A 25,454-nucleotide genomic window follows, 5' to 3' on the forward strand; every position below is an offset into this window, starting at 1 on the left:
CTTAATGAGTATCATTACCTAAGTTAAGCATCCTTGCCAATTCTGCCGGTGAGCGTTGTTGACGCAATAAATCCCGCATTATTTTCATATAAGGCGCAGATTTGCTAAAAAAACGCTGATATCCTGAACACAGCACACTTTCTTTCCCCATGGGGCGATGTTTTGGACAATCGCCATAACACAGAGGTAAAACAGAACAGTGCTGACAAGCAGTCGGTAAGCTATCTCGTTTATATTCTGCAAATACTTGCACCGTCTCAAAACTATTCATCTTAGAGAGCGTCACCTGATGCAGGTTCCCCACTAAATACTCAGGATAAACGTAGTGATCGCACTGATAAATATCACCATTCGCCTCTAATGCAAAGGCGTGGCCACAGGTTTCGCTGAATACACACATTTGTGCCGGATACCCACTCCATACACCAAGCAAGGAATCAAAAATTTGCACAAAAACTTTACCAATGTCCTCTCGCATCCAGCGTTCAAATACGCGGCAAAGAAACGCTCCCCATGCCTCTCCGGTTACCGAATCAATGCGTAATTGATTATGCTCATCCCATTCTACGAGGGGTATAAATTGAATAAATGGTGTGCCCAGCCGTTTTAAATAATCATAAAGTGCTTCCGGTTGCTGACAATTGTAAGCATTCACCACAACCAATAGATTGAATTCAATATGTCGCGCCTTTAATCGCTCGATCGTTTCAATCACCCGATAATGGGTCGGTTTACCAGATCGCGTCACGCGGTAATGGTCATGCACGATTGCCGGGCCATCCAGCGAGATCCCCACCAACCAGCCGTGCTGCTGCAAAAAATCACACCACTCATCATCAAGCAGTACACCATTCGTTTGCAGTGTATTTTGAATTCGTTTCCCTCTCGCATAACGTTGCTGAAATGCCTGTACACGATGGAAAAATCTCAACCCCGCCAGCGTGGGCTCTCCTCCTTGCCAGGCAAATTCGATCACCTCTTGCGATTGAGCAGCAATATGCTGACGCACGAACGCCTCCAAAGTGGCATCATCCATAAGCGGTTGACGTGGCTTCTCCAGATAGAAGCAGTAACGACACGCCAAATTACAGCGGGAACTGGCTGGTTTCGCCATCACATGACAGCCGCTCATGATGAAAAAACACCGGTAAGTTGCAATAACCGATAAAGATGCGACATAGCAAGCAGAACCGCCAGCGCACAGACCGCCAACGCTATCAGCATTTTCGCCATCATCGCTCGCGGTAAAGCAAAATCACTAATAGTAATATCCATCAAATTGCGCCGCCGTACATATCCCTGTATGACCAATGCAATCAGGCAAACAACCGCCAGCACTGGCAAAAGTAACTCACTGGCGCGATCCCATGTATAGCGTGCAACAAACGCTAAAAGTGCCCCATACCCCAGCAAGGTACGCAGCCAGGCTAACGATGTTCGTTCCGGTTGTAGCCCGGGATCGGCTATGCGGCGGGCTCGGCGACTATCCGGCATACAAAACCATAACGATAACCACCACCGCAACCAGTGCCATCATCAAACTAATTAACAACAACCCACGGGTGTAGGGTAAATCCTCCTTCAGACGCATCGCCCTCTCATTACTCAGCCAGCGTAAATAGCCACCGACCGCCAATGACCCGGCAAACAAACACAGCAGCACCGCCAGCGCTTCACGTACTACAGGGGTTGCCAGATTCGGCGCCAGTTGATCCAACCCAACCCCTGCCGCCAGAAATACCAGCGAGGTACGTATCCAGGCCAGAAAAGTTCGCTCATTCGCCAGTGAAAAACGGTAATCCGGCGCTTCGCCCACCCGGGATATTTTCATACTTTCCTCTATGCGTTAAAACTTCTGTTTTTTCTCTTCAACTTTGACGCCGCCAGTTGGCATCCCCGTATCATAGTCGCGTACTACCGGTGAATAATCATCTTTGGGGCGCGGACGGAACGAGCCCATCCAACGCGGTTGAGCCTGCGGTCGCCATGCCCGACATGACCACTGATAGGTCCGAAAAGGATCGCGTATAAGATCCATGTAATCCAGCAGTGCATCATGCATTGCATTGCGTTCTACCACATAACGCGGATCGTCAATCAGATTGTGCATTTCATTCACATCCTGATGGCGATCGTAAAGCTCATCACTGGTAAACAGATTAATCACCAGCTTGAATCGATCCGTTACCCAGCAACGCACCAGAATAAAACCACCAAAGCTATCATGTTCTATTTCGTAGCGATTGAACTCAACCATCACACCTCGACCATCAGATGCCTGGAGAATGTCTCCACCGGGTAAGATATCCGGCTGATGAATTCCAGCCAGTTTCATCATGGTCGGCAATACGTCAATATGACTCACCGGTATATCTACCTGAGCAGGCTGCGTCTGGCCGAGCGGTGGGCGGAAAATCAGCGGAATACGAGTGATATCGTCATACATCGCAGCCCCTTTACTGATCAATCGGTGTGCCCCCATCATTTCGCCGTGATCGGAGGTATAGATAACCCAGGTATTGCTGCGTTGCTCCGGAGTCAACGCCGCTACTACTCGGCCTATTTGATCGTCAACAAAGTCGTTACAGGCAAAATAAAGTGGATGATGATAATGACCATCTTCACCTACCGGTGAAGGCATTGCTTCCGCCCACAGACGATGATGTACCGGTTTGTCACTCAAATCATCCTGCGCCTTTTCCCCCAGGTCATAATAAAAATCCTGATACTTTTCCAGATATTCAGCAGGACAAGTAAAAGGATGATGCGGCTCATCATAGGATAAGACCATCAGGAAGGACTCCTGTGACCGTTCAGGGCGATGCAAAAAATCTATCGCCCGGTTGCTGATACGGTGTGCCCAGGTAAAAGTTTCATCAATATGATTTTCATACAGATCCTCTACGCTATTGAGCCCGTTACGCCACAAACCAATCTCTCGCTCGCTCAATTCAGCCAGATAGTTAGCGCCATCGTACCAAAACTCTGGGTCCCACTCCTCAGGGCAAACGCCGGTACCAAAGTAGTCGTGCCCATCAAGGTGCCATTTGCCTATATAACAGGTATGGTAACCCGCGTCATGGAAATAACGTCCCATGGTCGAGACATTCTTACCCGGTGCTACATTATTCGTCCAGGGACCAGACTGGTTAGAATATATACCGGTAAACAATCCTGCTCGTGCTGGCGTACAAACCGGCGCACAAGTATAGGCGGAATTAAAACGTACCCCCTCTACCGCCAATTGGTCTATATGTTGGGTGTTCAACGGCTTCCCGCTGTAACACCCCACCATATTGGTTGCCTGAGTATCGGTCATAATTAGCAAAAAATTCGGGCGTGTCATTATCTCTCCTCAACATCGGCAGCAAAAGTAGCGAATGCAGCCCGGCGCTCACGCCAACTGCTATAAATCAGATAAACAACAACGGCGGCGACAATCAGATAACACACGGCTGTCAGCAATCCGGTGGAATAACCACCAAACTGTGCTAATCCTGCATAAACACCGATCATCGCGAACAACACACCAAGGGCAGCAATTTTTGCATTACGCCAGGGTTTCATATCCACAGCAAAAGCATCATGAAAGCGGAACGGGGTCTCACGCGGTTTCAGAAAACCAATAGTCAGCATCAACATCACGTTAATGCAAAAGGTAAAAAACAGTACGTATAAGAAGTGAAAATCAAAATCCACCAGATAATTAATAACGATATAGCTGCAAATACCAAACAGCAGAGCGGCTTTGGCCGCCAGTGCTGGAATCCGTGGGAAGAAGAACCCCATAATGACGATAGTCACCAGCGGCACGTTATAAATTCCGTTCAGTTGCTTCATCTAGGAATAAAGCCCTTGCGGAGCATTAGCTATCCACGGTGCGACCAGTACCGAAATCAATGCCAGTATCAACCCAAACCGACGCCCTACTTTTACCAGTTTTTGTGAATCTGCCTTTGAATTAATCAAGCGGTGATAAATCCCAAGACTGAACAATGTACTGGTACTGTTAAGAAACCCGTTGAAAGTACTGATAATGGCACCAAACAGCACCGCACCGAAAAAGCCGACTAACGATGTCGGCAGCACGGAGTTCACCAATGTCGGGTATGCCATATCAGCCTTTGGCAGATCCTGGAACAGATGGAAAGCAATCAGGCCCGGCAACACCAGAATCAACGGATCCAACATTTTCAATACTGCGGTCAGCAACGCCCCCTTTTGCCCTTCCGCCAGGCTTTTTGATGCCAACGTACGCTGTACAATCCCTTGATTGGTACACCAATAAAACGTATTCACCAAAATCAATCCGGTTAACGCTGCCCCGATGGGCACCGGATCGCTGCTGGCACCGATAGAATTAAGCTTTTCTGCATGTACAGTCGTCAGTTGTTCAACACCTCGCAAAAAGCTGCCATCCCCCATCGCCATCAGGCCAAACACCGGCACCATCAAGCCCCCAATCACCAAACCGATACCATTAATAACATCGGCGATGGCAATCGCCTTTAGCCCACCCAGTACGGCATACATCATGCCGGAGAAGCCCAACAGGATAACCATCAGCCAAATAGCGTTATTCTGCGAAATACCCAATGCTTCACCGACGTGAAACAGACTGTTAAGCGCCAGCGCGCCAGAATAGAGCACAATCGGTAAAAAACAGATCCCTGTCGCGATCAGGAAACAGCAATCCACTACGATACGCGTGGTTTTGTCGTAGCGTTCTTCAATAAAATCAGGGATGGTGGCGATCCCGCGCTGCAGATATTTTGGCAAAAATATCAACGCCAGAAAGATCAGTGGAATTGCCGAAATGACTTCCCAGGCCATAACCGACATACCACTACGATACGCCTGACCACTCAACCCCACTAATTGCTCAGTGGAGAGATTGGTTAACATCAATGATGCAGCGATCACGGGGGCTTTTAACGAACGCCCTGCCAAAAAGTAACTTTGCTGCGATTGAGTATCCGCTTTACGCAACTTCCACCAGGTAATTAGCGCAACCAACAGCGTGAAAGCGAAAAAACTCACTATTTGTTGAATATTCATCTCATTGCCCTCTTTTATCATTATGCTCCGCAGCAATAGGGACACAGCGATCGTTAATCTGAGCGGAGTCAGGCGGTTTGAAATCTCAAAGTATGTGCGTTGCTTTCCCAGAGAGATAAAATTCTGTTACCGTTTCCTTTTCTGGGGTAGCTGCATCATTCTCCGCCGGAGAGAGTAAATGAATGGAAAAAGCATCATTTCACATGTAAAAAACGAAACTACTTACAATATTCCGCTAGTTCTTGATGAAAATGTGATCTCAAGCGGTATTACACTGATATCGCTGTGGCACACATTGGCGGATGAAAGCTACCGCGTTTTTTGGCCAAGAGATAAAAAGAAACCACTGATCGCCAGCTCATGGGTAGCGGTATATACGCTTCAGGGTTGTGGGAAAATGATCTTGAAAGACAATTCTGAAATAACGCTGAACGGCAATTGCGTCATATTTCTGAAGCCAACTGATATCGTTTCTTATCATTGTGAAGGGCTGGTGTGGGAGCAATACTGGATGGAATTCATTCCCACCGGCACGATGGAAATTCCTTTATTTCAGGCGGTGATTATTCATAACGGTGAGCTGTTTAATCAAGAATTAACCGATGTTGAAAGGCTTATCTCCAGTAAAGAATCGCTGGAAAATAATCTTGCGGTGGCCTTTCTCACCAAGATGATTTATCAGTGGATTTGTTTGATTGGGCAAAACGGCACCAAGCCACGGCAACTGCTTCAAATCGAAAAACTGCTCTCTATCTTGCACGCTAATTTGCAACAACGCTGGACTGTGGCGGACATGGCATTACATATGCAGTGTAGTGAACAATATTTACGGCGCCTGTTTCTACGGTACACGGGGAAATCACCGAAAGAGTATTATCTGGACGCTCGCCTGAATCTGGCGCAATCACTACTACAACAGGAACAATACAGCGTAAGTCAGGTTGCCGATATGCTGAATTTTTTCGACACATTCCATTTCAGCAAAGCGTTTAAACACAAATTTGGTTATGTTCCTTCGGCGCTAATCAGAAAATTACGGGCAAACGATACGAAAGCATAACAGAGGGTTTACCGACCGCTTTCGGTGCAGATATAAGCACAGTGTTTTTATGAACGGAATACTCGCAGGAGCTGATTTATTCGATTTGCCAACAATCTCTGTTACCTGTCAGCCAGATAGCCAATGGCGATCGCCGAAACGATCGCCATTAGTCGAGTAGCAGTGATAAAGAATGAATTACAATTCTTAAACCGCCGTTTGGAAAATTACGCCTTCGGCTTTTTTGGTGTACTCATTTAACTGGTCGAAGTTCAGATAGCGGTAAGTATCGTCCGCTGTTTTATCGACTTCAGCCATATAGCCCAGATACTCTTCCACCGTTGGCAGACGACCAAGTAGTGCAGCAACGGCTGCCAGTTCGGCGGAGGCCAGATAGACATTAGCGCCATTACCTAAGCGGTTCGGGAAGTTACGTGTGGATGTAGATACCACGGAAGCACCTTCATTTACCCGCGCCTGATTACCCATACACAGTGAACAGCCCGGCATTTCAATACGTGCACCGCTTTGTCCAAAGATGCTGTAATACCCCTCTTCGCTTAACTGAGTGGCATCCATCTTGGTTGGTGGTGTAACCCACAGGCGAGTTGGCAGTTTACCTTTCACTTTCTCCAGTAACTTACCGGCTGCGCGGAAGTGACCGATATTGGTCATACATGAACCGATAAATACTTCATCAATCTTATCGCCGGTAACCTCAGACAGCAGGCGGGCATCGTCCGGATCGTTTGGTGCACACAGGATAGGTTCTTTGATTTGGTTCAGATCGATTTCCAATACCGCAGCGTATTCTGCATCAGCATCGGCTTCCAGCAATTGAGGATCCGCTAACCAGTTCTCCATCGCTTCAATTCGACGGCCAATCGTGCGTTCATCGCCATAGCCTTCAGCAATCATCCACTTCAGCATAACGATGTTCGATCTCAGATACTCTTCCACCGGCTCTTTATTCAGCTTGATGGTACAGCCTGCTGCTGAACGTTCTGCAGAAGCATCCGCCAGCTCAAAGGCCTGTTCAGCTTTCAGATCCGGTAAACCTTCAATCTCCAGAATACGGCCAGAGAAGATATTCTTCTTACCCTGTTTCTCTACGGTCAGCATACCTTGCTTAATAGCATAGTAAGGAATGGCATGAACCAAATCACGCAGAGTAATACCCGGTTGCATTTTACCGGTAAAGCGCACCAGTACTGATTCCGGCATATCCAGAGGCATAACCCCTGTAGCAGCGGCAAACGCCACCAGACCAGAACCGGCAGGGAAAGAGATACCAATTGGGAATCGGGTATGGGAGTCAGCACCGGTACCAACGGTATCCGGCAGTAACATACGGTTTAACCATGAGTGAATAATACCGTCACCCGGACGCAGAGAGACGCCACCACGATTCATAATGAAATCCGGCAGTGAGTGATGCATCTGAACGTCCACCGGCTTAGGATAGGCAGCGGTGTGACAGAATGACTGCATCACTAAATCAGCAGAAAAACCAAGACAGGCTAAATCTTTTAGCTCATCGCGGGTCATACCGCCGGTAGTATCCTGAGATCCTACCGAAGTCATCTTAGGCTCACAGTACTCTTTAGGACGAACGCCCTTCACGCCACAAGCTTTACCCACAATTTTCTGAGCCAGCGTATAGCCTTTAGTGGAAGCGTCAGCTGACTGCGCCTGAACGAATACGTCGCTGCGAGGTAAACCCAATGATTCTCTGGCTTTGGTGGTTAAACCACGTCCGATAATTAATGGAATACGACCACCGGCACGGACTTCATCTAACAGCACATCGGTTTTCAGTGCAAAGGTTGCCAGCAGTTCATTGTTATCATGACGGCGGATTTCACCTTTTATCGGATAAATATCAATCACATCACCGGTATTCAATTTAGAGACGTCAACATCTTCAACCGGTAACGCACCCGCGTCTTCCATGGTGTTAAAGAATATTGGGGCAATCTTACCGCCCAGCACGACACCGCCACCCCGTTTGTTTGGTACAAATGGAATATCATCACCCATAAACCATAAAACAGAGTTAGTGGCTGATTTACGGGAAGAGCCAGTACCTACAACGTCACCCACATAAACCAGTGGGAAGCCTTTTTGTTTTAGCGCTTCCAGTTTTTTGATTGGTCCTACTTTCCCCGGTTCATCCGGCACAATACCGTCACGCGGGTTTTTCAGCATCGCTTGTGCATGCAGAGGAATATCCGGGCGAGACCAGGCATCCGGGGCTGGTGATAAATCATCGGTATTGGTTTCACCGCTGACTTTAAAAACGGTCATGGTTAGCTTATCGGCTAACGGAGGACGAGAAAGGAACCATTCTGCATCGGCCCATGACTTCATAATCTGTTGAGCGTATTTATTTCCTGCTTTGGCTTTTACTTCAACATCATAAAAATTATCAAACATTAACAGCGTATGGGATAAGCCTTTCACCGCAATCGGCGCCAGCTTCTCATTATCTAATGCATCAATCAGCGGCTGGATATTATATCCACCCTGCATAGTAGCCAGCAGTTCAATGGCCTTTTCTGATGAAATCAGCGGTGATGTTGTTTCACCTTTAACGATAGCAGCCAAAAAACCCGCTTTAACATAAGCGGCTTCGTCAACACCCGGCGGGACGCGATGAGTTAACAAATCGAGAAGAAAAGCCTCTTCTCCAACAGGTGGACTCTTTAATAACGCCACCAAACCGGCCATTTGCTCAGCATTCAACGGTTTTGGCACAATGCCTTCGGCACTACGCTCGGCAACGTGTTTACGGTATTCATCTAGCACGACGACTTCCCCCACTATCATTGTTATATTAAGCAGTGAACTTTATAGCGTTAAAGACCACAATTTTGTTAATCAGCGGTATATTCTCACTTCAGATAAATTGCACCAGCACACTCTTTTAGCCTAGTGATATACCTGTGATTTGTTAATCTAATCACATTAAGTCTATATGCACATTATGGTGTTTATAAAGCAAATTGTACCTTGCTTCAAACTACCCTAACCGGCCCCATCGAGTATAGTATTTTATTACATTTTTTTTACATTTTCGCAAAAAAAATAGCATTAGTTTTTCCGGGGCTAATCGGGTATATTTGTGATACATCATATCATTCAAGCAAGGATGCAGGAATGAACCTCAAAAAGGGGTTAAAGACCCACCATTACATACTGTTAGTTATCGCCACGACCATCATTTTACTGGTGGTTGCCCGCTTCTCTCTCTTCCATATCAATGCTGATACTTATCACCTTTCAGATGAAATTGAATCGCCGCTGCGTGAAGTGGAACCAGAAGTTGAATGGAATCCAATACTTTCTTCTCTGGAGTTTGGTCTGCATTATCTGCTCATCGTTTTAATCTCTATTGGTTCTCTGCTTTCGATGTTCTTTTTCTTTAGTTTTAAGGATGAATAAAACTAAGTAACTCAAGAAGATCGGGCTGATTAGAGCAACCGCCACCTGCCCTCAATTTTCCGGTTATTTTCTGCCTGTTCGGTTTGTTATAAATAAAAAAAACCTCTGGCACCTATAGCACCAGAGGTTCACCACCCCTATGAGAAAGTAGCCACTCAGTTCACGCTCTCCGCCGTGGCCAAAACAGAGAGCGTTATTAACAACAAAACGACTTAATTAACCTTTCCGGAACGACTAAAGCGTTTACCGTCATGGCTCTGGCTGCGAACAGAAACCTCACCTTTCACTTCTGGTTTCGCATTAGCGTCATAACGTTTCCAGCTCTTGCCGTTATCCGTAGTGTATTGGATGATAACCCCTGGCAGAGCAACGTTTGCTTCCAGTTTGCCATCAACCACTTTGGCACCCGGTACTGGTAAACGGTAAGCAACACCGGCTTTATCCAGTTTTGCCAGCTCACGTTGACCAACGATATTGGCAAAACGGATCCAGTCGTTATTTAATGCAGCTTTATCAACAAATGTTGTTTCGCCACCTTTAAACTCTTTACCCTTCTGGTAATCCATCTCCCATGCAGCACGGTGCCATGCGCGTTCTGCCAGCGGCATCATACGAGGATAAATCATATATTCCATCTGGTCGTCGGTGCGTACCACTTCGCTCCAGAGCTGTCCTGACATACCGTAAGCACCCGGCCAGTCTTTGTCGCTCTTAGCAGCAAAGGCATTACCATCACGATCGACGGATGTCTCTGCGTTTTGCGGCAGGTTGTTTGGCGCAAAGCTAAATAACTTACGCTCATCGGTAAAGCGTGTACCCCAGTAATAACCGCGCTCTTGTGGGTTGACTTCATATGGGAAGTCTAAATAGACGTAATCCGGGTTAGAGATAACCACTTCATAGCCTTTATTTGCCCAGTCGTTAGCCGAGTCAAATCCGCCCCAGTACAGGGTATCCCAGAAGTTAACCCCCACACGCTTGGTCGCAAAGGCTTTAGAATCTTTAGCGTCTTTCAGACCATCCTGCCATGCCTGCATTTTTTCAATGCCGTGAGCATTAACCAGCTTGCTGACTTCCAGTGCGAAGTGACTTGGCAGATGTTCGTAATCTTCAATTTTGCCCTCTTTGATCATCGTCTGACATACCTGAGACTTAGCCCAAGGTTTGTCTTCTTTGCTCTGATCGATAGTGCCTTTGAATGCTTCTTTCTTCTCTGCTTTCAGATCCTGATAGCCTGCACCTAAACGAATGTTTTTCGCTTCGTCACCACCAAAGTGCCAGGTACCGATTGGCTGACCGGCTTCTTTATGCATAGCGGCAACTTCGCCAATCACTTTATCCACAAAGCGCCTGGATGAATCCAGACATGGGTTCAGATAGCTCATGCGATTATAGAACTGAACAGAGGTGGTATTAGAGGTATCGGTTGGATCCAGCAGGCGATATTCGTTCGCTTCTTTCTCTTTACCCTCTTTCATCAGGCGATCGTGACGCGCTTCCATTGAAACAATCGCAGCACGAGCGTGAGCCGGCATATCAATTTCAGGGATCACTTCAATCTGGCGAGCGTTAGCGTATTTCACAATCTCGATATAGTCAGCGCGGGTAAAGTGACCGCTACCGTTATTGTTGCTATCCGGGCCCGAACCTAACTGAGGCAGCAGGCAGCTCTTCTCCGTCAGGTCGTGACAGCGCTTGCTGCCCACATCGGTCAACTCAGGAAGTCCCGGGATCTCGATACGCCAGCCTTCATCATCACTTAAGTGGAAGTGGAATTTATTCAGCTTATAAGTCGACATTTGGTCCAGCAGGCGCAGTACCGCCGCCTTGGTATGGAAGTTACGTCCCACATCCAGGAAGATAGCGCGATATTCAAAACGCGGTGCATCTTTAGCATCCAGCGTAGCAATTTTCTTGCTGCCGTCAGCAGGTAACAGGGAAAGAATAGATTGCAGACCATAGAACACACCGGCTCGATCGTAAGCGGTAATTTCCGCCCCCTTCTCGCCGATTTTCAGTTCATAAGCACCAGAAACTGCCATTGGGCCTTTAAATGCATCCGCAGAAATTGCCGCTTTTATCGGATATCCGGACGCATTAGCCGCAACGCCCAGCGCTTTAAAATGCTTCAGCACTACGTCAGCGGCGACTTGATCCAGATCTTTAGTCTCCAGAGAGATGCCCTTACTCAGGTCCACATCTTTCTCATGAACTTTCACTTCCATTGGCGTTGGAATGATTTGTCCACGCAGATCCGCAGCCGGCAGAAGTTTCACATCTGCGTTTTTATCAAAGCGGTTAGCGGTATTCATCAGGATGTTATGGTCGTCTTTAGTACGTTTCCATACATCGCCATAGTTTTCACCCGCCAACGGATCGCTGAATTTGATCAGATCTTCGGTATCCGTGCTGGTGATAACTTTTGCTTTAGCGCCTTCAGCAGCAGCATACCAACGCGGTATCGCGTCAGTTTTAAAGATTTGCCAGTATTCAGCGATAATTGGAATTTCTACGGCTTTATTTTCAGGGAAAGAGGTGAACTTGTCGGTTGGTTCTAACTTATGTAAGTCACCGGTTACCAGACTAATTTTGAACTGGTCGTTATCAACCCGCAGAATCTGACGAATGCTATGGAAATAGATCGCCCAATCTTTACCTTTAATTTCTGCTGAAGGGTTAGTTAGTGTTAGCGTCAGCTTAGTACAAGATGCCCAGTCGGCGCCCAGCGCACTACAATCTACGCCGTGTTCAGCAACCAGATTATCGACAATCTTGTAATTAACTTTAAGATGGCTCAATTGATCGACAGTTTTTTGGTCAGCATTAGCGCTACCAACAAAACTGCAGGTGGCGGCTAAGACTGCAAGGGTACTTAATTTGAACTTATTCATGCTTATCTTGCTCCATTTTTAATTAACCATTATTTGCGCGAATCTCTTGCTAGACCTTATCGCATTGTTTCTCATATGCCTGACCATTACCGGTTTTAGCTGCCTGCAGGCAACGCTGATAATCCAGTACGCGGACCGTCTCTTTTTCGGCAAACTCTTGATTCTTTTTATCTTTCTTCAAAACATCCAACACTGACTGGCAGGCCTGAAGTTTTTCAGGAGAGTTTTTAGAAGTATTAATACAGGCACTATAGGCATCTTTCAGCGTGACATCTTCCTGCACGGTTTCTGTTTGTGGAGCACAGGCGCCTAAAGCAACGGTCATCGCAATAACAAGTAGAACTTTTTTCATGGCGGATAATCCTGTAAAAAACCCCAGCCTGAAAATTCAGGCTGGGGTGAAAGCATTAGAAAATAGTGAATGGCGCAATAACCATAAACTTAACGTCGCGTTCATCCTGGAACATGTTACCGTAGCCGTTGCTCCAGCTTGGGTTATCAGAATGGTTGTCATACTGAGTGAAGTGCAGCTTAAACAAGGTACCCTTTGCACGACCTTCCTGAATGGTATATAGCGCATCCAGACTATAAGAACTCTCTTTAACACGCTGGCTCTGGTCATAATCATCGTTGGTGCTTGGTTTAGCATCCCATGCGTAAGCATAAGAACCACCTACCGCCCATCCCGCTAAATCCCACTTGCTCAGGTCATACATTACACCGGCAAATACGGCTTTTTCACCGTTGGCGTTGAAGTCTGAACGGTTATCCCACCAGATATCCAAACGACCGTTAGAAGAGGCATAAGTTGGCGTCATACGTTGCAGGAAGTAGCCCTGATTACCTTCAGCTTTAACCCAGGTTCCTTCCAGACGGAAATCAAACTGACCCGCTTTGTAGCCCATGGTCAACGCCTGAGTCCATGCCAAACCATCATAAATATCGTTGATACCGCCACCGGTCACTTTGTCGCGAGTACCGTAGAACTGATAGCTGGTGCTTAACGGACTACCCAACACATCAAATTTATAAGAACCTTTACCAAAGTACTGGTCGACATAACCCTGCGCCTGACCAAAAGCAGCCTCTAACACAAAGTCATTTTTGAAATCATATTTAGCACCGATAGAGTGCAGATAATCTACTTTGGTCTTTTTATCATTCTGATAGAAATTATCTGTTTCAATGTGCCATGGTGCTTTGTACTCGTTAGCCCACATATATGAGAAGCTCAACGCACCCGCTTTATCAAAATCAAAGTTAGCACCGGCTTCAGCCCCCTGATAGGTACCAGGCAATAAACTCCAGTGTGGAGCTAACAGCGTCTGACCACTAGGCTGGATGTATCCGCCTCGCGCCCAAACCGGACCATATTTAAATTTAGCCGCCGCTTTATACAGGCTGACTCCGCTTTTATCACCGGAGTAATCTTCTTCGTATGTGCGGTTTTTTGAGGAGAAAGCAATTTCGTTTGGATGTCCACTGTCGTGCGCTTCGGCCATTTCAATGGCGGTAAATGCGGCAACATCTAAACCAAACATATCGGCAGCATAGCCAGAAGAGAAATCCAGATTGGCGTTCCAGGTGGAGTGAGACAGGTTGGTTTCATAATGACCAGTGCTAACGTCTTTACGATCCCGCTCACGCTGCCAGTAATAAATACCACCGGTCAGGCTTGAGTCTTCAACAAAACCCTTGCCTTCTGCCACCGCTTCAGGAATAAAAAACTGCCCCGAAGCCAAAGTAGCTCCTGCGATAACATATGCTAAATACTTTCGTTTGAAACTATTTTTTTCGCTCATCCTCAAAGTCTCCAAGATATCACATCGTTAAATTTGCCCATCTCAGAATCCCGCTGAATGAGCATTTGTAATGTTTAGTAAGTTAAAGCATATTTTCGCGACGCGAATTATCAACGCATATTATAAGTAAATGTTAAAATCATGACGCGTGGCACAAAATGATAAAAAAGGCATAAATGGCGAAAAAAACGAACTAACTGAAATAATCCATTGTTATTAATGCAAAAATATTGACATTTAAAACACATTGAATACAAAAGTGGAAATGCGTGTTATCACAAAGATAATTATCAAGCCCAAATAACTAGTGAATTAATTAACATATTTTCTACAACGAAAAATGATGGTGTATCATTTTTAGCAAAAGATGCTTATAGCGCGGCTATCTGATAACAAGAAAAACAGAAAAAGGAGGAAATTAGAAAAATGGCAACAATGAATAATTCAGTAAATTTTCGATATAAAAAAACCGCCGAAGCGGTTTTTTTATATTACTAAGCCGTCAATTGATTACTTTTTCCTGGCTTTTGGATTAGGTAAGTCAGTTACTGTACCTTCATAAACTTCCGCCGCCAGACCAACTGACTCATGCAATGTTGGGTGTGCATGAATTGTTAATGCAATATCTTCAGCATCACAACCCATCTCAATCGCTAAACCAATTTCACCTAACAGTTCACCGCCGTTGGTACCAACAATGGCACCACCGATAATACGGTGAGAGTCTTTATCGAAAATCAGTTTGGTCATACCGTCTGCACAGTCGGAAGCAATCGCACGGCCAGAGGCCGCCCAAGGGAAAGTGGACACTTCATAGTTAATCCCTTTCTCTTTTGCTTCTTTCTCTGTCAGACCAACCCATGCCACTTCTGGCTCAGTATAGGCAATGGATGGAATCACTTTCGGATCGAAGTAGTGTTTCTTACCAGAAATAACTTCTGCGGCCACATGGCCTTCATGAACACCTTTGTGTGCCAGCATTGGCTGACCAACAATATCACCGATAGCAAAAATGTGAGGAACGTTGGTACGCATTTGCTTATCAACGTGGATAAAGCCGCGATCGTCAACCTCAATACCTGCTTTACCCGCTTCCAGCAGTTTTCCATTTGGTACACGGCCAATGGCAACCAGAACAGCATCGTAACACTGTGGTTCGGCAGGTGCTTTTTTACCTTCCATCGTCACATAGATACCGTCTTCTTTGGCTTCTACTGCGGTTACCTTGGTTTCCAGCATCAGGTTAAACTGCTTGCTGATACGCTTGGTGAACACTTTAACCACATCTTTATCTGCGGCAGGAATCACTTGATCAAACATTTCGACTACGTCGATCTGAGAACCCAGAGCATGGTACACCGTACCCATTTCCAGGCCGATAATACCACCGCCCATAACCAGTAAACGCTTAGGTACAGATTTCAGTGCTAATGCATCCGTTGAGTCCCACACCCGAGGGTCTTCATGAGGAATGAATGGCAACTGGATAGGACGAGAACCCGCAGCAATAATAGCGTTGTCAAAATTAATGTTAGTTACTACGCCATTCTCACCTTCAACCGCAATGGTATTCGGGCCAACAAACTTACCATAACCATTAACCACCTGAACTTTACGCATCTTGGCCATACCCGCCAGACCGCCAGTCAGTTGATCGATAACTTTTTCTTTCCAAACTCTAACTTTATCGATATCGGTTTTTGGCTCACCAAAAACAATACCGTGCACGGCAAGTGCTTTCGCTTCTTCAATGACTTTAGCAACGTGAAGCAGCGCTTTTGAAGGGATACAACCTACGTTTAAACATACGCCACCCAGAGTGGAATAACGTTCAACGATAATAGTGTCCAGACCTAAATCCGCGCAGCGGAAAGCAGCTGAATAACCTGCGGGACCTGCTCCAAGTACCACAACCTGAGTTTTAATATCAGTACTCATCTATGACCTCTTAAATTTTTTCCCGGCCGACCGGCGTTGGTTCTGTTTCATCATAGCGTGCATTGCCGGAACCTGTGTGACCACATTAGTTTACAGAAACATAACAATTCTGCAAACAAGAGTTCCCAATAATTCCGTACAAAAACAAGAATTAAAAAGCCGGCCAATGGCCGGCCCTCAAATTACATCACTAAACGGCGGATGTCAGACATCGCATCGTTAATGAAACTGATGAAACGCGCACCATCAGCACCGTCGATCACACGGTGATCGTAGGAGAGAGACAGTGGCAGCATCAGACGTGGTGCAAACTCTTTACCGTTCCAAACTGGCTTCATGGACGATTTGGATACGCCTAAGATAGCCACTTCTGGTGCGTTAACGATTGGTGTAAACGCAGTACCACCGATACCACCCAGGCTGGAAATAGTGAAGCAACCACCCTGCATATCGGACGCTGTCAGCTTACCGGCACGCGCTTTTTTGGAGATTTCAGCCAGTTCACGAGACAGTTCAACGATACCTTTCTTATTCACATCGCGGAATACCGGAACCACCAAGCCATTTGGTGTATCCACCGCCACACCAATGTTGATATATTTCTTCAGCGTCAGCTTCTGGCCATCTTCAGACAATGAGCTGTTAAAACGAGGCATTTCTTCCAGCGCTTTTGCTACTGCCTTCATGATAAACACCAGCGGAGTGATTTTCACATCCAGCTTTTTCTTCTCGGCTTCAACGTTTTGCTGCTTACGGAAAGCTTCAACATCAGTAATATCGGTTTCATCAAACTGTGTAACATGAGGGATCATCACCCAGTTACGATGGAGGTTAGCACCAGAGATTTTCTGGATACGACCCAGTTCAACTTCTTCAATATCACCAAACTTGCTGAAATCAACTTTAGGCCAAGGCAACAGACCTGGCAGAGAGCCGCCAGAAGCAGCAACCGCACCAGATTCAACGCGTTTAACCGCATCTTTCACATAGGCCTGAACGTCTTCTTTCAGGATACGGCCCTTACGACCCGTACCTTTCACTTTCGCCAGGTTAACGCCAAACTCACGAGCCAGACGACGGATAACCGGAGTGGCGTGAATATAAGCATCGTTTACCACAAACTCATTGTTGCCGGAAGCCGCCGGTGCCGCTGGTTTAGCCGCTGCAACCGCAGGAACAGACGCCGCAGCCGCCGGAGCTGGCGTACTTGCCGCAACAGGCGCAGCGCCTGCCACTTCAAATACCATAATCAACGAACCAGTAGACACTTTGCTGCCTACCTGAACTTTGATCTCTTTAACCGTACCTGCAAACGGAGCCGGAACTTCCATTGAAGCTTTATCACCTTCAACGGTAATCAGTGACTGTTCAGTCGTAATTTTATCGCCGACTTTCACTAACACTTCAGTCACTTCAACTTCGTCACCGCCAATATCCGGAACCTGAACGTCTTTAGCTGAAACGCCACCGGTTGCCGCAGGAGCAGCCGCTGGTGCTGGTGCGCTTGCCGCAGCAGGCGCAGCGCCTGCCACTTCAAACACCATAATTAAGGTACCGGTAGACACTTTACTGCCCACCTGCACTTTAATCTCTTTAACCACACCCGCGAACGGAGCCGGGACTTCCATTGAGGCTTTATCGCCTTCAACGGTAATCAGTGATTGTTCAGCTTCAACTTTATCGCCCACTTTCACCAGTATTTCGGTAACTTCTACCTCATCACCGCCGATGTCAGGAACCTGAACATCTTTAGCCGCTGAAGCCGCAGGGGCACTGGCTGCCGGAGCAGCAGCCGGAGCTTCTGCTTTCGGCGCTGGTGCTACATCGGCACCATCAAAAATCATAATCAGCGTACCGGTAGACACTTTGCCGCCCACTTGTACTTTAATTTCTTTAACAACACCGCCCTGTGGTGAAGGAACTTCCATTGAAGCCTTATCACCTTCAACAGTGATCAGTGATTGTTCAACCTCAACGGTGTCGCCCACTTTCACCAGCAGTTCGGTTACTTCTACTTCGTCGGCACCGATGTCCGGCACTTTGATTTCAATAGTCATTTAATCTTTACCTCTTATGCCAGACGTGGGTTAACTTTGTCTGCATCGATACCAAATTTGGTAATCGCTTCAGCCACAACGCTGGCAGGTACATCGCCGCGTTTTGCCAGTTCACCCAGTGCAGCAACCACAACGTAAGAAGCATCAACTTCGAAGTGGTGACGCAGGTTTTCGCGGCTGTCTGAACGACCAAAGCCATCCGTACCCAGTACGCGGAACTCGCTGGCTGGAATAAAGTTACGAATTTGTTCAGCAAACAGCTTCATATAGTCAGTTGAGGCTACCGCTGGCGCTTCATTCATCACTTGAGCAACATAAGGCACGCGTGGCGTCTCTAACGGATGCAGCATGTTCCAACGCTCACAGTCCTGACCATCACGAGCCAGTTCGGTAAATGAAGTGACGCTATAAACATCAGAGCTGATGCCGTAGTCTTTAGCCAGAATCTGAGCCGCTTCACGTACATGAGGCAGGATAGAACCTGAACCCATCAGCTGAACTTTACCTTTACCATTGCCCGCTACGGTTTCCAGTTTATAGATACCTTTACGGATACCCTCTTCCACACCTGCCGGCATTGCTGGCATATGGTAGTTTTCGTTCAGGGTAGTGATGTAGTAGTAAACGTTCTCCTGATTGCCATACATACGCTGTAAACCGTCATGCATGATAACCGCCACTTCATAAGCGTAAGTTGGGTCATAAGAGATACAGTTAGGAATAGTCAGTGCCTGAATGTGGCTGTGACCATCTTCGTGTTGCAGACCTTCGCCATTCAGCGTAGTACGACCAGAAGTACCACCCACTAAGAAACCGCGTGCCTGCTGATCCCCTGCCATCCAGCACAGGTCACCAATACGTTGGAAACCAAACATGGAGTAGTAGATGTAGAATGGAATCATTGGGTAATCGTTGGTGCTGTAAGATGTTGCAGCAGCCAGCCAGGATGCACCCGCACCCAGTTCGTTAATACCTTCCTGCAGAATCTGACCTTTCTCATCTTCTTTATAGTAAGCCACTTGCTCACGGTCCTGAGGAACGTATTGCTGGCCTTTAGGACTATAAATACCGATTTGACGGAACAGACCTTCCATACCAAAGGTACGCGCTTCATCAGCCAGAATCGGTACTAAACGAGGACCAATAGAGGCATCTTTCAACATTACGTTCAGCGCACGAACAAAGGCAATGGTGGTAGAGATTTCTTTATTCTGCTCTTCCAACAGTTGGCTGAATTCACTTAAAGCAGGAATGGTCAGCGGCTGAGTAAACTCAGTTAAACGGCTTGGTACATAACCTTCTAACGCATTACGGCGTTCGTGCAGATATTTGTACTCTTCAGAATCTTTTTCCAGCGTCAGCAGAGGCAGTTTTTCAATATCGGCATCAGCAACAGGCACATTGAAACGATCGCGGAATTGGCGAACGCCTTCCATGTTCATTTTCTTAACCTGGTGAGCGATATTTTTACCTTCCGCGGTTTCACCCATACCATAGCCTTTAATGGTGTGAGCTAAGATAACGGTTGGTTTACCCTGAGTTTCCTGAGCTTTCTTCAGTGCGGCATACACTTTTCTTGGGTCATGACCACCACGGTTCAGCGCCCAGATTTCGTCGTCGGTCATATCTTTAACCAGCGCAGCGGTTTCCGGATATCTGCCGAAGAAGTGTTCACGAACGTAAGCACCGTTTCTGGACTTGAATGTCTGATAGTCACCATCTACGGTTTCATTCATTAACTGAATCAGTTTACCGGTGGTGTCTTTACGCAGCAGGTCATCCCAACGGTTGCCCCACATAACTTTAATTACGTCCCAGCCGGCGCCTTTAAAGATGCCTTCCAGTTCGTTAACAATTTTACCGTTGCCGGTAACCGGGCCATCAAGACGCTGTAGGTTACAGTTGATGATGAATACCAGATTATCCAGTTTGTCACGGGTCGCTACGGTAATCGCACCTTTAGATTCTGGCTCATCCATTTCGCCATCACCCAGGAAGGCATAAACGGTTTGTGCGGAAGTATCTTTCAGGCCACGGTTATGCAGATATTTCAGGAAACGAGCCTGATAAATGGCGCTGATTGGACCCAGACCCATAGATACGGTTGGGAACTGCCAGAACTCCGGCATCAGTTTAGGGTGAGGATAAGAAGAAAGACCTTTACCATGAACTTCCTGACGGAAGTTATTCATTTGCTCTTCAGTCAGACGGCCTTCAAGGAAAGCACGTGCATAAATCCCCGGAGAGATATGACCCTGGAAGAACACCAGATCGCCGCCATCTTTAGCGTTACGAGCACGGAAGAAGTGGTTAAAACACACATCATAAATGGTTGCTGAAGACTGGAATGATGCCATATGGCCGCCCAGTTCCAGATCTTTCTTGGAAGCGCGCAGTACAGTCATTACCGCATTCCAACGAATAATAGAACGGATACGACGTTCTAAATCAAGGTTACCTGGATAGGTGGGTTCTTCAGTCAGTGGAATGGTATTAATGTAATCACTGACGACCCCTTCACCTGAAGGTAAATTGACGCCGGCCTTACGTGCAGACGCCATAACCTGATCAATCAGATATTGAGCTCGCTCAACGCCTTCTTCACGGATGACCGATTCGATCGCCTGCAACCAATCGCGGGTTTCAATCGGATCCACGTCTTGATTTACAATTTCCGACATGGTTGTTTCCTTATTCTATCTTTCACGTTAGTTATTCAAAGCCTGTCCTAATAGCGTCTTACACCAGAGGGACGCAGACGTTATTAAGACAGGCTCGGTGTTGTGGTGAGCCGGGAAGCTCTAATCCTTATGCTGCTGTAACAACCGCAGCGATCGCTCGCGGCGAGTGTGTTCTCTGTCGAGGTCGAGCAGCACTTCCTCAATAAAGGCTAAATGCCGATGCGATGCTTCACGTGCTTTTTCTGGCTCACGCGCAACAATGGCTTCGAATATGCTAGCCCTGTGATTACTCACTCTTTCCAGCATTTCACGGCGGGAATAGAGTAAATCGAAATTCTGGCGGACATTCTGTTCTAACAGCGGCGTCATGCAGCGCAGCAGATGAAGCAGAACCACATTGTGGCTGGCTTCGGTTACCGCTGTCTGATATTGCATGACGGCTTCCGCTTCGTTTTGCTTATCACCGGAAGCCTGTGCAACTTCGATTTGCTGGTGATATTCACGAATACGCTGAAAGTCTTCATCGGTGCCGCGTAAAGCGGCGTAATAGGCCGCAATACCTTCTAAGGCATGCCGGGTTTCTAACAGGTCAAACTGGGATTCAGGATGATCGGCCAGCAGCTCGCTTAGAGGATCTCTTAAACTTTGCCACAGGTTGGTTTGTACAAAAGTACCGCCCCCCTGGCGACGTAATAAAAGCCCTTTTGCTTCCAAACGCTGAATGGCTTCTCTTAATGACGGGCGGGAAACATCGAATTGTTTAGCTAACTCTCGCTCAGGAAGAAGTTTCTCCCCGGGACGGAGGGTTCCTTCAAGAATCAGCGCTTCGAGCTGTTGCTCAATCACGTCGGATAACTTGGGTTGACGAACCTTGCTATAAACCATAATGCTTCTCAAAAACGCCCCGAAGTCAATTGGTAATACCAATATCAAAAGTGTGACGATAAAGTAACAAATTATTCACCTTGTGTCCATATGGCCTTTGACCTAAATCATAAAACCTTACCTATCACTGTGATTTACACAGGATATCATTGAATTTCATACCTCTACGGAGGTATGCGTGACTCAGCCTTCACACCAAAAATTTAACGTTTTTGAAACGAATAAAAAGTAAAACTGAAGCGGATCAGCAAATCAAAGTGTGAATAAAAAATCGATTACAAGGGAATTAAATTCAATTTATCTAAAGAGAGTAATAAAGAAGATTAATCAGACATGATCCAAAAAAATTATTAAAGATCTGTAAAATTGCCCAGTGAATGGCATTTATTAATAAAGGAAAAGGTCCTGTTAATCGCGATTTTGAGCACTAAAAGCTAACAACCACAATCGAATACCATAAAAGGCCAGAATCAATAAAAACACCTTTACATGACAGCTGTTGCTAAAAAGAGCGGTGAAATAGCCCTTTTACCACAGCAATCCCATCGCTCAATCAGCAATTCAGACAGAAAAATAAAACACAATAAATTGAAAAACAGAAAGTTTTACAGTTATCGTTTTCAATTTATTACACAAGAAGAAAGAGAATAAAGCGTTGAAGCAAGAAAATTAATGCAAACATTTTTGTTTACCACTATTCTTGCCGCACTGATAGACGGTATCTAAAAACTTTTTATTGGTGGCTGTAAATATTTTAATACAGAAAGGTAGTTATCGGTATCGCTGATACTGAAAAGCTGTCCTGAAAATCCAATAAGAATAAACCGCTAAATGCAAAAAAGCCTGTGAGGAAAGAATAATAATGAGTGATCAGCTCAAACGCGGTCTTAAAAATCGCCATATTCAGTTAATTGCCTTAGGCGGTGCCGTAGGCACTGGCCTGTTTTTAGGTAGTGCCCAGACCATTAATATGGCGGGACCATCCGTTATATTGGGTTACGCCATTGGCGGCATTATTGCTTTTCTGATTATGCGCCAGTTAGGTGAAATGATTACTGAAGAGCCGGTAGCAGGAACTTTCAGCCATTTCTCTTATAAATATTGGGGGCCGTTTGCAGGTTTCCTGTCTGGCTGGAACTACTGGATGCTGTTCGTACTGGTTAGCATGGCAGAATTAACCGCCGTGGGTATTTATGTTCAGTACTGGTGGCCAGATATCCCTACCTGGGCTTCCGCAGCGTTCTTCTTTGTCTTAATCAATTTGGTTAACCTTGCCAACGTTAAGATCTACGGCGAGATGGAGTTTTGGTTTGCCATTATTAAGATTGCCGCCATTATCGGTATGATTGTGTTTGGCGCCTGGTTGTTAATGAGTGGTACCGGTGGCCCTGAGGCGGGAGTGCATAATCTCTGGTCCCAGGGTGGGTTTATGCCCTTTGATTTTGAAGGACTGGTGATGGCTACCGCTATTATCATGTTCTCTTTTGGCGGCCTGGAACTGATTGGTATTACCGCTGCTGAAGCCGATAACCCGGAGAAAACCATTCCAAGAGCCATCAATCAGGTACTTTATCGTATTCTGATCTTCTATATTGGTTCACTGACCGTTCTGCTTTCGCTCTATCCATGGACCAAAGTGGTGGAAGGCGGTAGCCCGTTCGTAATGATTTTTCACGATTTGAATAGTACGGTGGTTGCAACCGCGCTGAATATTGTCGTTCTGACCGCTGCACTGTCGGTATATAACAGCTGTGTATACAGCAACAGCCGTATGCTTTACGGTCTGGCCTTACAGAAAAACGCTCCTCAGGCACTGGCAAGAACCAACAGCCGTGGCGTACCGGTTAACGCCATCGTGTTTTCCAGTACCGTCGCCGCTATCGGTATTATCGTTAACTATTTAATTCCTAAAGAAGCTATCAGTATTCTGATGTCGCTGGTGGTTTCCAGTATTGTGATTAACTGGGCGATGATTAGTCTGTCGCATCTGAAATTCCGCGCCGCTAAAGATCGTGAAGGTGTGACGCCGAAGTTTAAGGCAATTCTCTATCCGTTCAGTAACTATCTGTGTTTGCTGTTTTTGGCGGGTGTATTGGTCATTATGTATATGACGCCGGGAATTCGCATTTCAGTACAGTTGATTCCGGTTTGGCTCATTATTTTAGGAATTGGCTATTTCATTACCAGAAAAACGGTGAAGTAAGGATTGCTGTTGCTGTTTTTTGATAAGGGATCCCTGCTAAGTTGGCGGGGATTTTTGTGTCTGGGAGATTGGGAGAGTGTGGTTGGCTTTAGTAAATTTAAGGACAGTTTGAAACACCCAGCGAATCAGCCTCAATGGGTATTCCGACCGTAAAAAGTATATCTATAAATCATCATTGTGCCCGGTCGGTAAACCATCAATACATAAGCTCGGAGTGCGTCGGGTCTGGTCCCCTCTGGGGCCTCTCCCTCCGGTAATCATTGCTAACACCCAAAAGACCAAGGCTACGATATAAAGACTTGGGGCCTTTAGTTCAAATTTACTTATTCGTTTTAATCTGCTTTTTATAACGTTGCCAGTCGAAGTGTGGGCCGGGGTCGGTTTTACGGTCGGGGGCGATATCGCTGTGCCCGGTGATTCTTTCCGGTACGATGTTGTAATGCTGGATCAGCTGTTGGGTTAGCTGTTGCAGGCTTTGGTATTGTGCCGGAGTGAAATCCGTAGTGTCAGTTCCTTCCAGTTCAATACCGATAGAGAAATCATTACAGCGTTCCCGCCCTTCAAACAGCGATACTCCGGCATGCCAGGCTCGTTTATCAAAGGGAACATACTGGACGATCTGACCGTCACGTCGAATAAGGCAATGGGCAGAGACTCTCAGATGTTGAATCTCAGCAAAATAAGGGTGTTCTTCCGGGTTTAAAGTACCGGTAAACAGCTGGTCAATATAGGGGCCACCGAACTCACCGGGGGGCAGACTAATATTGTGGATCACCAATAACGACGGGATCTCCCCTTCCGGTCTTTCATCAAAATGGGGGGATGGCACACGCTTAACGCCAACTATCCATCCTTGCTCTAACTTCATTTAATGCCTCAGTTAACCCTGCTGTTATCAGTTGATTATAAATAGACTGATTACTTCTGCGTACTGATTTCTCTTCGCACTAAACGTTTATCTGGCTAAATATACAAAACATCTCCCATTGTTTGATGCAATAAATAGGTTATCACTACATTGTCTGGAGACGTTTTCCGAAACGCCAGACTGACCATTTTCTTCCTTTGTTCCCTGAATATGATGTCATCACTTTTAATTATTCAGGAGTGAAAATATGAATCAACAGGCTGGTTTTACCCTATTTGAACTGATGATCGCCATTGCGATTATTGCCATTCTCACCGCCATTGGATTACCTGCTTACCAGGGTTATATACAAAAAGCGGCTCTCACCGATATGTTACAGGCTATGGCGCCTTACAAAACCGCCGTGGAACTCTGTGCGCTGGAAAGCGGTGAGCTTGGTCAGTGTAATAACGGGAACGCCGGGGTCGTGACGCATATTTAGTGTTGTGGTATTCTTCGCCCTTTGGATGATTGATGGCAAAGATTGATGTAGTTTGTCCCCGCTGTTCTGAAACGAGTGATGTGATCCGAAACGGTCATTCCACCTCC

At 46.3% G+C, this 25,454-nt stretch carries 17 protein-coding genes and 2 pseudogenes; 5 read left to right on the plus strand and 14 right to left on the minus strand.

The window, feature by feature from the left end:
- Nucleotide 1 precedes the first annotated feature (1 nt).
- The 5 genes and pseudogenes from LPW36_RS11865 to LPW36_RS11885 form a co-directional block, all read right to left on the minus strand.
- Nucleotides 2-1,114: an anaerobic sulfatase maturase gene (locus tag LPW36_RS11865; protein WP_338085985.1), complete on the minus strand. Its 1,113-nt coding sequence runs from the start codon at nt 1,112-1,114 to the stop codon at nt 2-4.
- A gap of 14 nt (nt 1,115-1,128) precedes the next feature.
- Entirely contained in the window at nt 1,129-1,494 is a 366-nt protein-coding gene (locus LPW36_RS11870; RefSeq protein ID WP_230609855.1) for a DUF202 domain-containing protein, read from the minus strand.
- Nucleotides 1,484-1,831, minus strand: coding sequence for a YidH family protein (locus LPW36_RS11875; RefSeq protein ID WP_230609856.1), 348 nt, complete (start codon nt 1,829-1,831; stop codon nt 1,484-1,486). Before LPW36_RS11875 ends, LPW36_RS11870 begins: the two co-directional genes overlap by 11 nt.
- A 15-nt stretch (nt 1,832-1,846) precedes the next feature.
- Nucleotides 1,847-3,346 (minus strand): sulfatase-like hydrolase/transferase, encoded by a 1,500-nt coding sequence (locus LPW36_RS11880; RefSeq protein WP_230609858.1) that lies wholly within the window; start codon nt 3,344-3,346, stop codon nt 1,847-1,849.
- Nucleotides 3,346-5,058: pseudogene (locus LPW36_RS11885) on the minus strand (solute:sodium symporter family transporter). The gene LPW36_RS11880 and the pseudogene LPW36_RS11885 overlap by 1 nt, the downstream one beginning before the upstream one ends.
- A gap of 178 nt (nt 5,059-5,236) precedes the next feature.
- Here LPW36_RS11885 and LPW36_RS11890 point away from each other — a divergent pair.
- Nucleotides 5,237-6,118 carry a helix-turn-helix transcriptional regulator gene (locus tag LPW36_RS11890; protein ID WP_230609860.1) on the plus strand — a complete coding sequence of 294 codons (882 nt, stop codon included), beginning with the start codon at nt 5,237-5,239 and terminating at the stop codon, nt 6,116-6,118.
- 186 nt (nt 6,119-6,304) lie between these two features.
- Here the strand turns inward: LPW36_RS11890 and acnB are convergent, their stop codons facing one another.
- Nucleotides 6,305-8,905: a bifunctional aconitate hydratase 2/2-methylisocitrate dehydratase gene (gene acnB / locus LPW36_RS11895; protein ID WP_230609862.1), complete on the minus strand. Its 2,601-nt coding sequence runs from the start codon at nt 8,903-8,905 to the stop codon at nt 6,305-6,307.
- Between the two features lie 351 nt (nt 8,906-9,256).
- On the opposite strand from acnB, the gene LPW36_RS11900 reads away from it, so the two are divergent.
- Nucleotides 9,257-9,541 (plus strand): hypothetical protein, encoded by a 285-nt coding sequence (locus LPW36_RS11900; RefSeq protein WP_230609864.1) that lies wholly within the window; start codon nt 9,257-9,259, stop codon nt 9,539-9,541.
- 212 nt (nt 9,542-9,753) lie between these two features.
- Here LPW36_RS11900 and LPW36_RS11905 read toward each other — a convergent pair whose 3' ends face one another.
- The 7 genes from LPW36_RS11905 to pdhR all read right to left on the minus strand — a co-directional run bounded on the left by LPW36_RS11905 (nt 9,754) and on the right by pdhR (nt 21,795).
- Nucleotides 9,754-12,432, minus strand: a complete 2,679-nt coding sequence (locus LPW36_RS11905) for a beta-N-acetylhexosaminidase (protein WP_230609866.1) — start codon at nt 12,430-12,432, stop codon at nt 9,754-9,756.
- A 49-nt stretch (nt 12,433-12,481) separates the two neighbouring features.
- On the minus strand, nt 12,482-12,784 hold the full coding sequence (gene chiQ / locus LPW36_RS11910) for a ChiQ/YbfN family lipoprotein (protein ID WP_230609871.1): 303 nt from the start codon (nt 12,782-12,784) through the stop codon (nt 12,482-12,484).
- A 55-nt stretch (nt 12,785-12,839) separates the two neighbouring features.
- A complete protein-coding gene (gene chiP / locus LPW36_RS11915) occupies nt 12,840-14,234 on the minus strand; it encodes a chitoporin ChiP (RefSeq protein ID WP_230609873.1) in 1,395 nt (464 codons plus the stop codon).
- A 510-nt stretch (nt 14,235-14,744) separates the two neighbouring features.
- Nucleotides 14,745-16,172 (minus strand): dihydrolipoyl dehydrogenase, encoded by a 1,428-nt coding sequence (gene lpdA / locus LPW36_RS11920; protein ID WP_230609875.1) that lies wholly within the window; start codon nt 16,170-16,172, stop codon nt 14,745-14,747.
- Between the two features lie 182 nt (nt 16,173-16,354).
- Nucleotides 16,355-18,229 (minus strand): pyruvate dehydrogenase complex dihydrolipoyllysine-residue acetyltransferase, encoded by a 1,875-nt coding sequence (gene aceF, locus LPW36_RS11925; protein WP_230609877.1) that lies wholly within the window; start codon nt 18,227-18,229, stop codon nt 16,355-16,357.
- A gap of 14 nt (nt 18,230-18,243) precedes the next feature.
- Complete coding sequence (gene aceE, locus LPW36_RS11930) at nt 18,244-20,910, minus strand: pyruvate dehydrogenase (acetyl-transferring), homodimeric type (protein ID WP_230609879.1); 2,667 nt, start codon at nt 20,908-20,910, stop codon at nt 18,244-18,246.
- Between the two features lie 120 nt (nt 20,911-21,030).
- Nucleotides 21,031-21,795 carry a pyruvate dehydrogenase complex transcriptional repressor PdhR gene (gene pdhR, locus LPW36_RS11935; RefSeq protein WP_230609881.1) on the minus strand — a complete coding sequence of 255 codons (765 nt, stop codon included), beginning with the start codon at nt 21,793-21,795 and terminating at the stop codon, nt 21,031-21,033.
- 862 nt (nt 21,796-22,657) lie between these two features.
- On the opposite strand from pdhR, the gene LPW36_RS11940 reads away from it, so the two are divergent.
- A complete protein-coding gene (locus LPW36_RS11940; RefSeq protein WP_230609883.1) occupies nt 22,658-23,998 on the plus strand; it encodes an amino acid permease in 1,341 nt (446 codons plus the stop codon).
- A gap of 319 nt (nt 23,999-24,317) precedes the next feature.
- Here the strand turns inward: LPW36_RS11940 and ampD are convergent, their stop codons facing one another.
- On the minus strand, nt 24,318-24,866 hold the full coding sequence (gene ampD, locus LPW36_RS11945) for a 1,6-anhydro-N-acetylmuramyl-L-alanine amidase AmpD (RefSeq protein ID WP_230609885.1): 549 nt from the start codon (nt 24,864-24,866) through the stop codon (nt 24,318-24,320).
- A gap of 247 nt (nt 24,867-25,113) precedes the next feature.
- Between ampD and LPW36_RS11950 the strand changes: the two are divergent.
- Together LPW36_RS11950 and LPW36_RS11955 are read left to right on the plus strand one after the other, a co-directional pair.
- Nucleotides 25,114-25,338, plus strand: a pseudogene (locus tag LPW36_RS11950) (prepilin-type N-terminal cleavage/methylation domain-containing protein); the annotation flags it as partial.
- Between the two features lie 41 nt (nt 25,339-25,379).
- A partial coding sequence (locus LPW36_RS11955; protein ID WP_338085967.1) for an IS1 family transposase occupies nt 25,380-25,454 on the plus strand: 75 nt, incomplete at its 3' end.

This window comes from Limnobaculum eriocheiris (assembly GCF_021010575.1).
Classification (GTDB): Bacteria; Pseudomonadota; Gammaproteobacteria; order Enterobacterales; family Enterobacteriaceae; genus Limnobaculum; species Limnobaculum eriocheiris.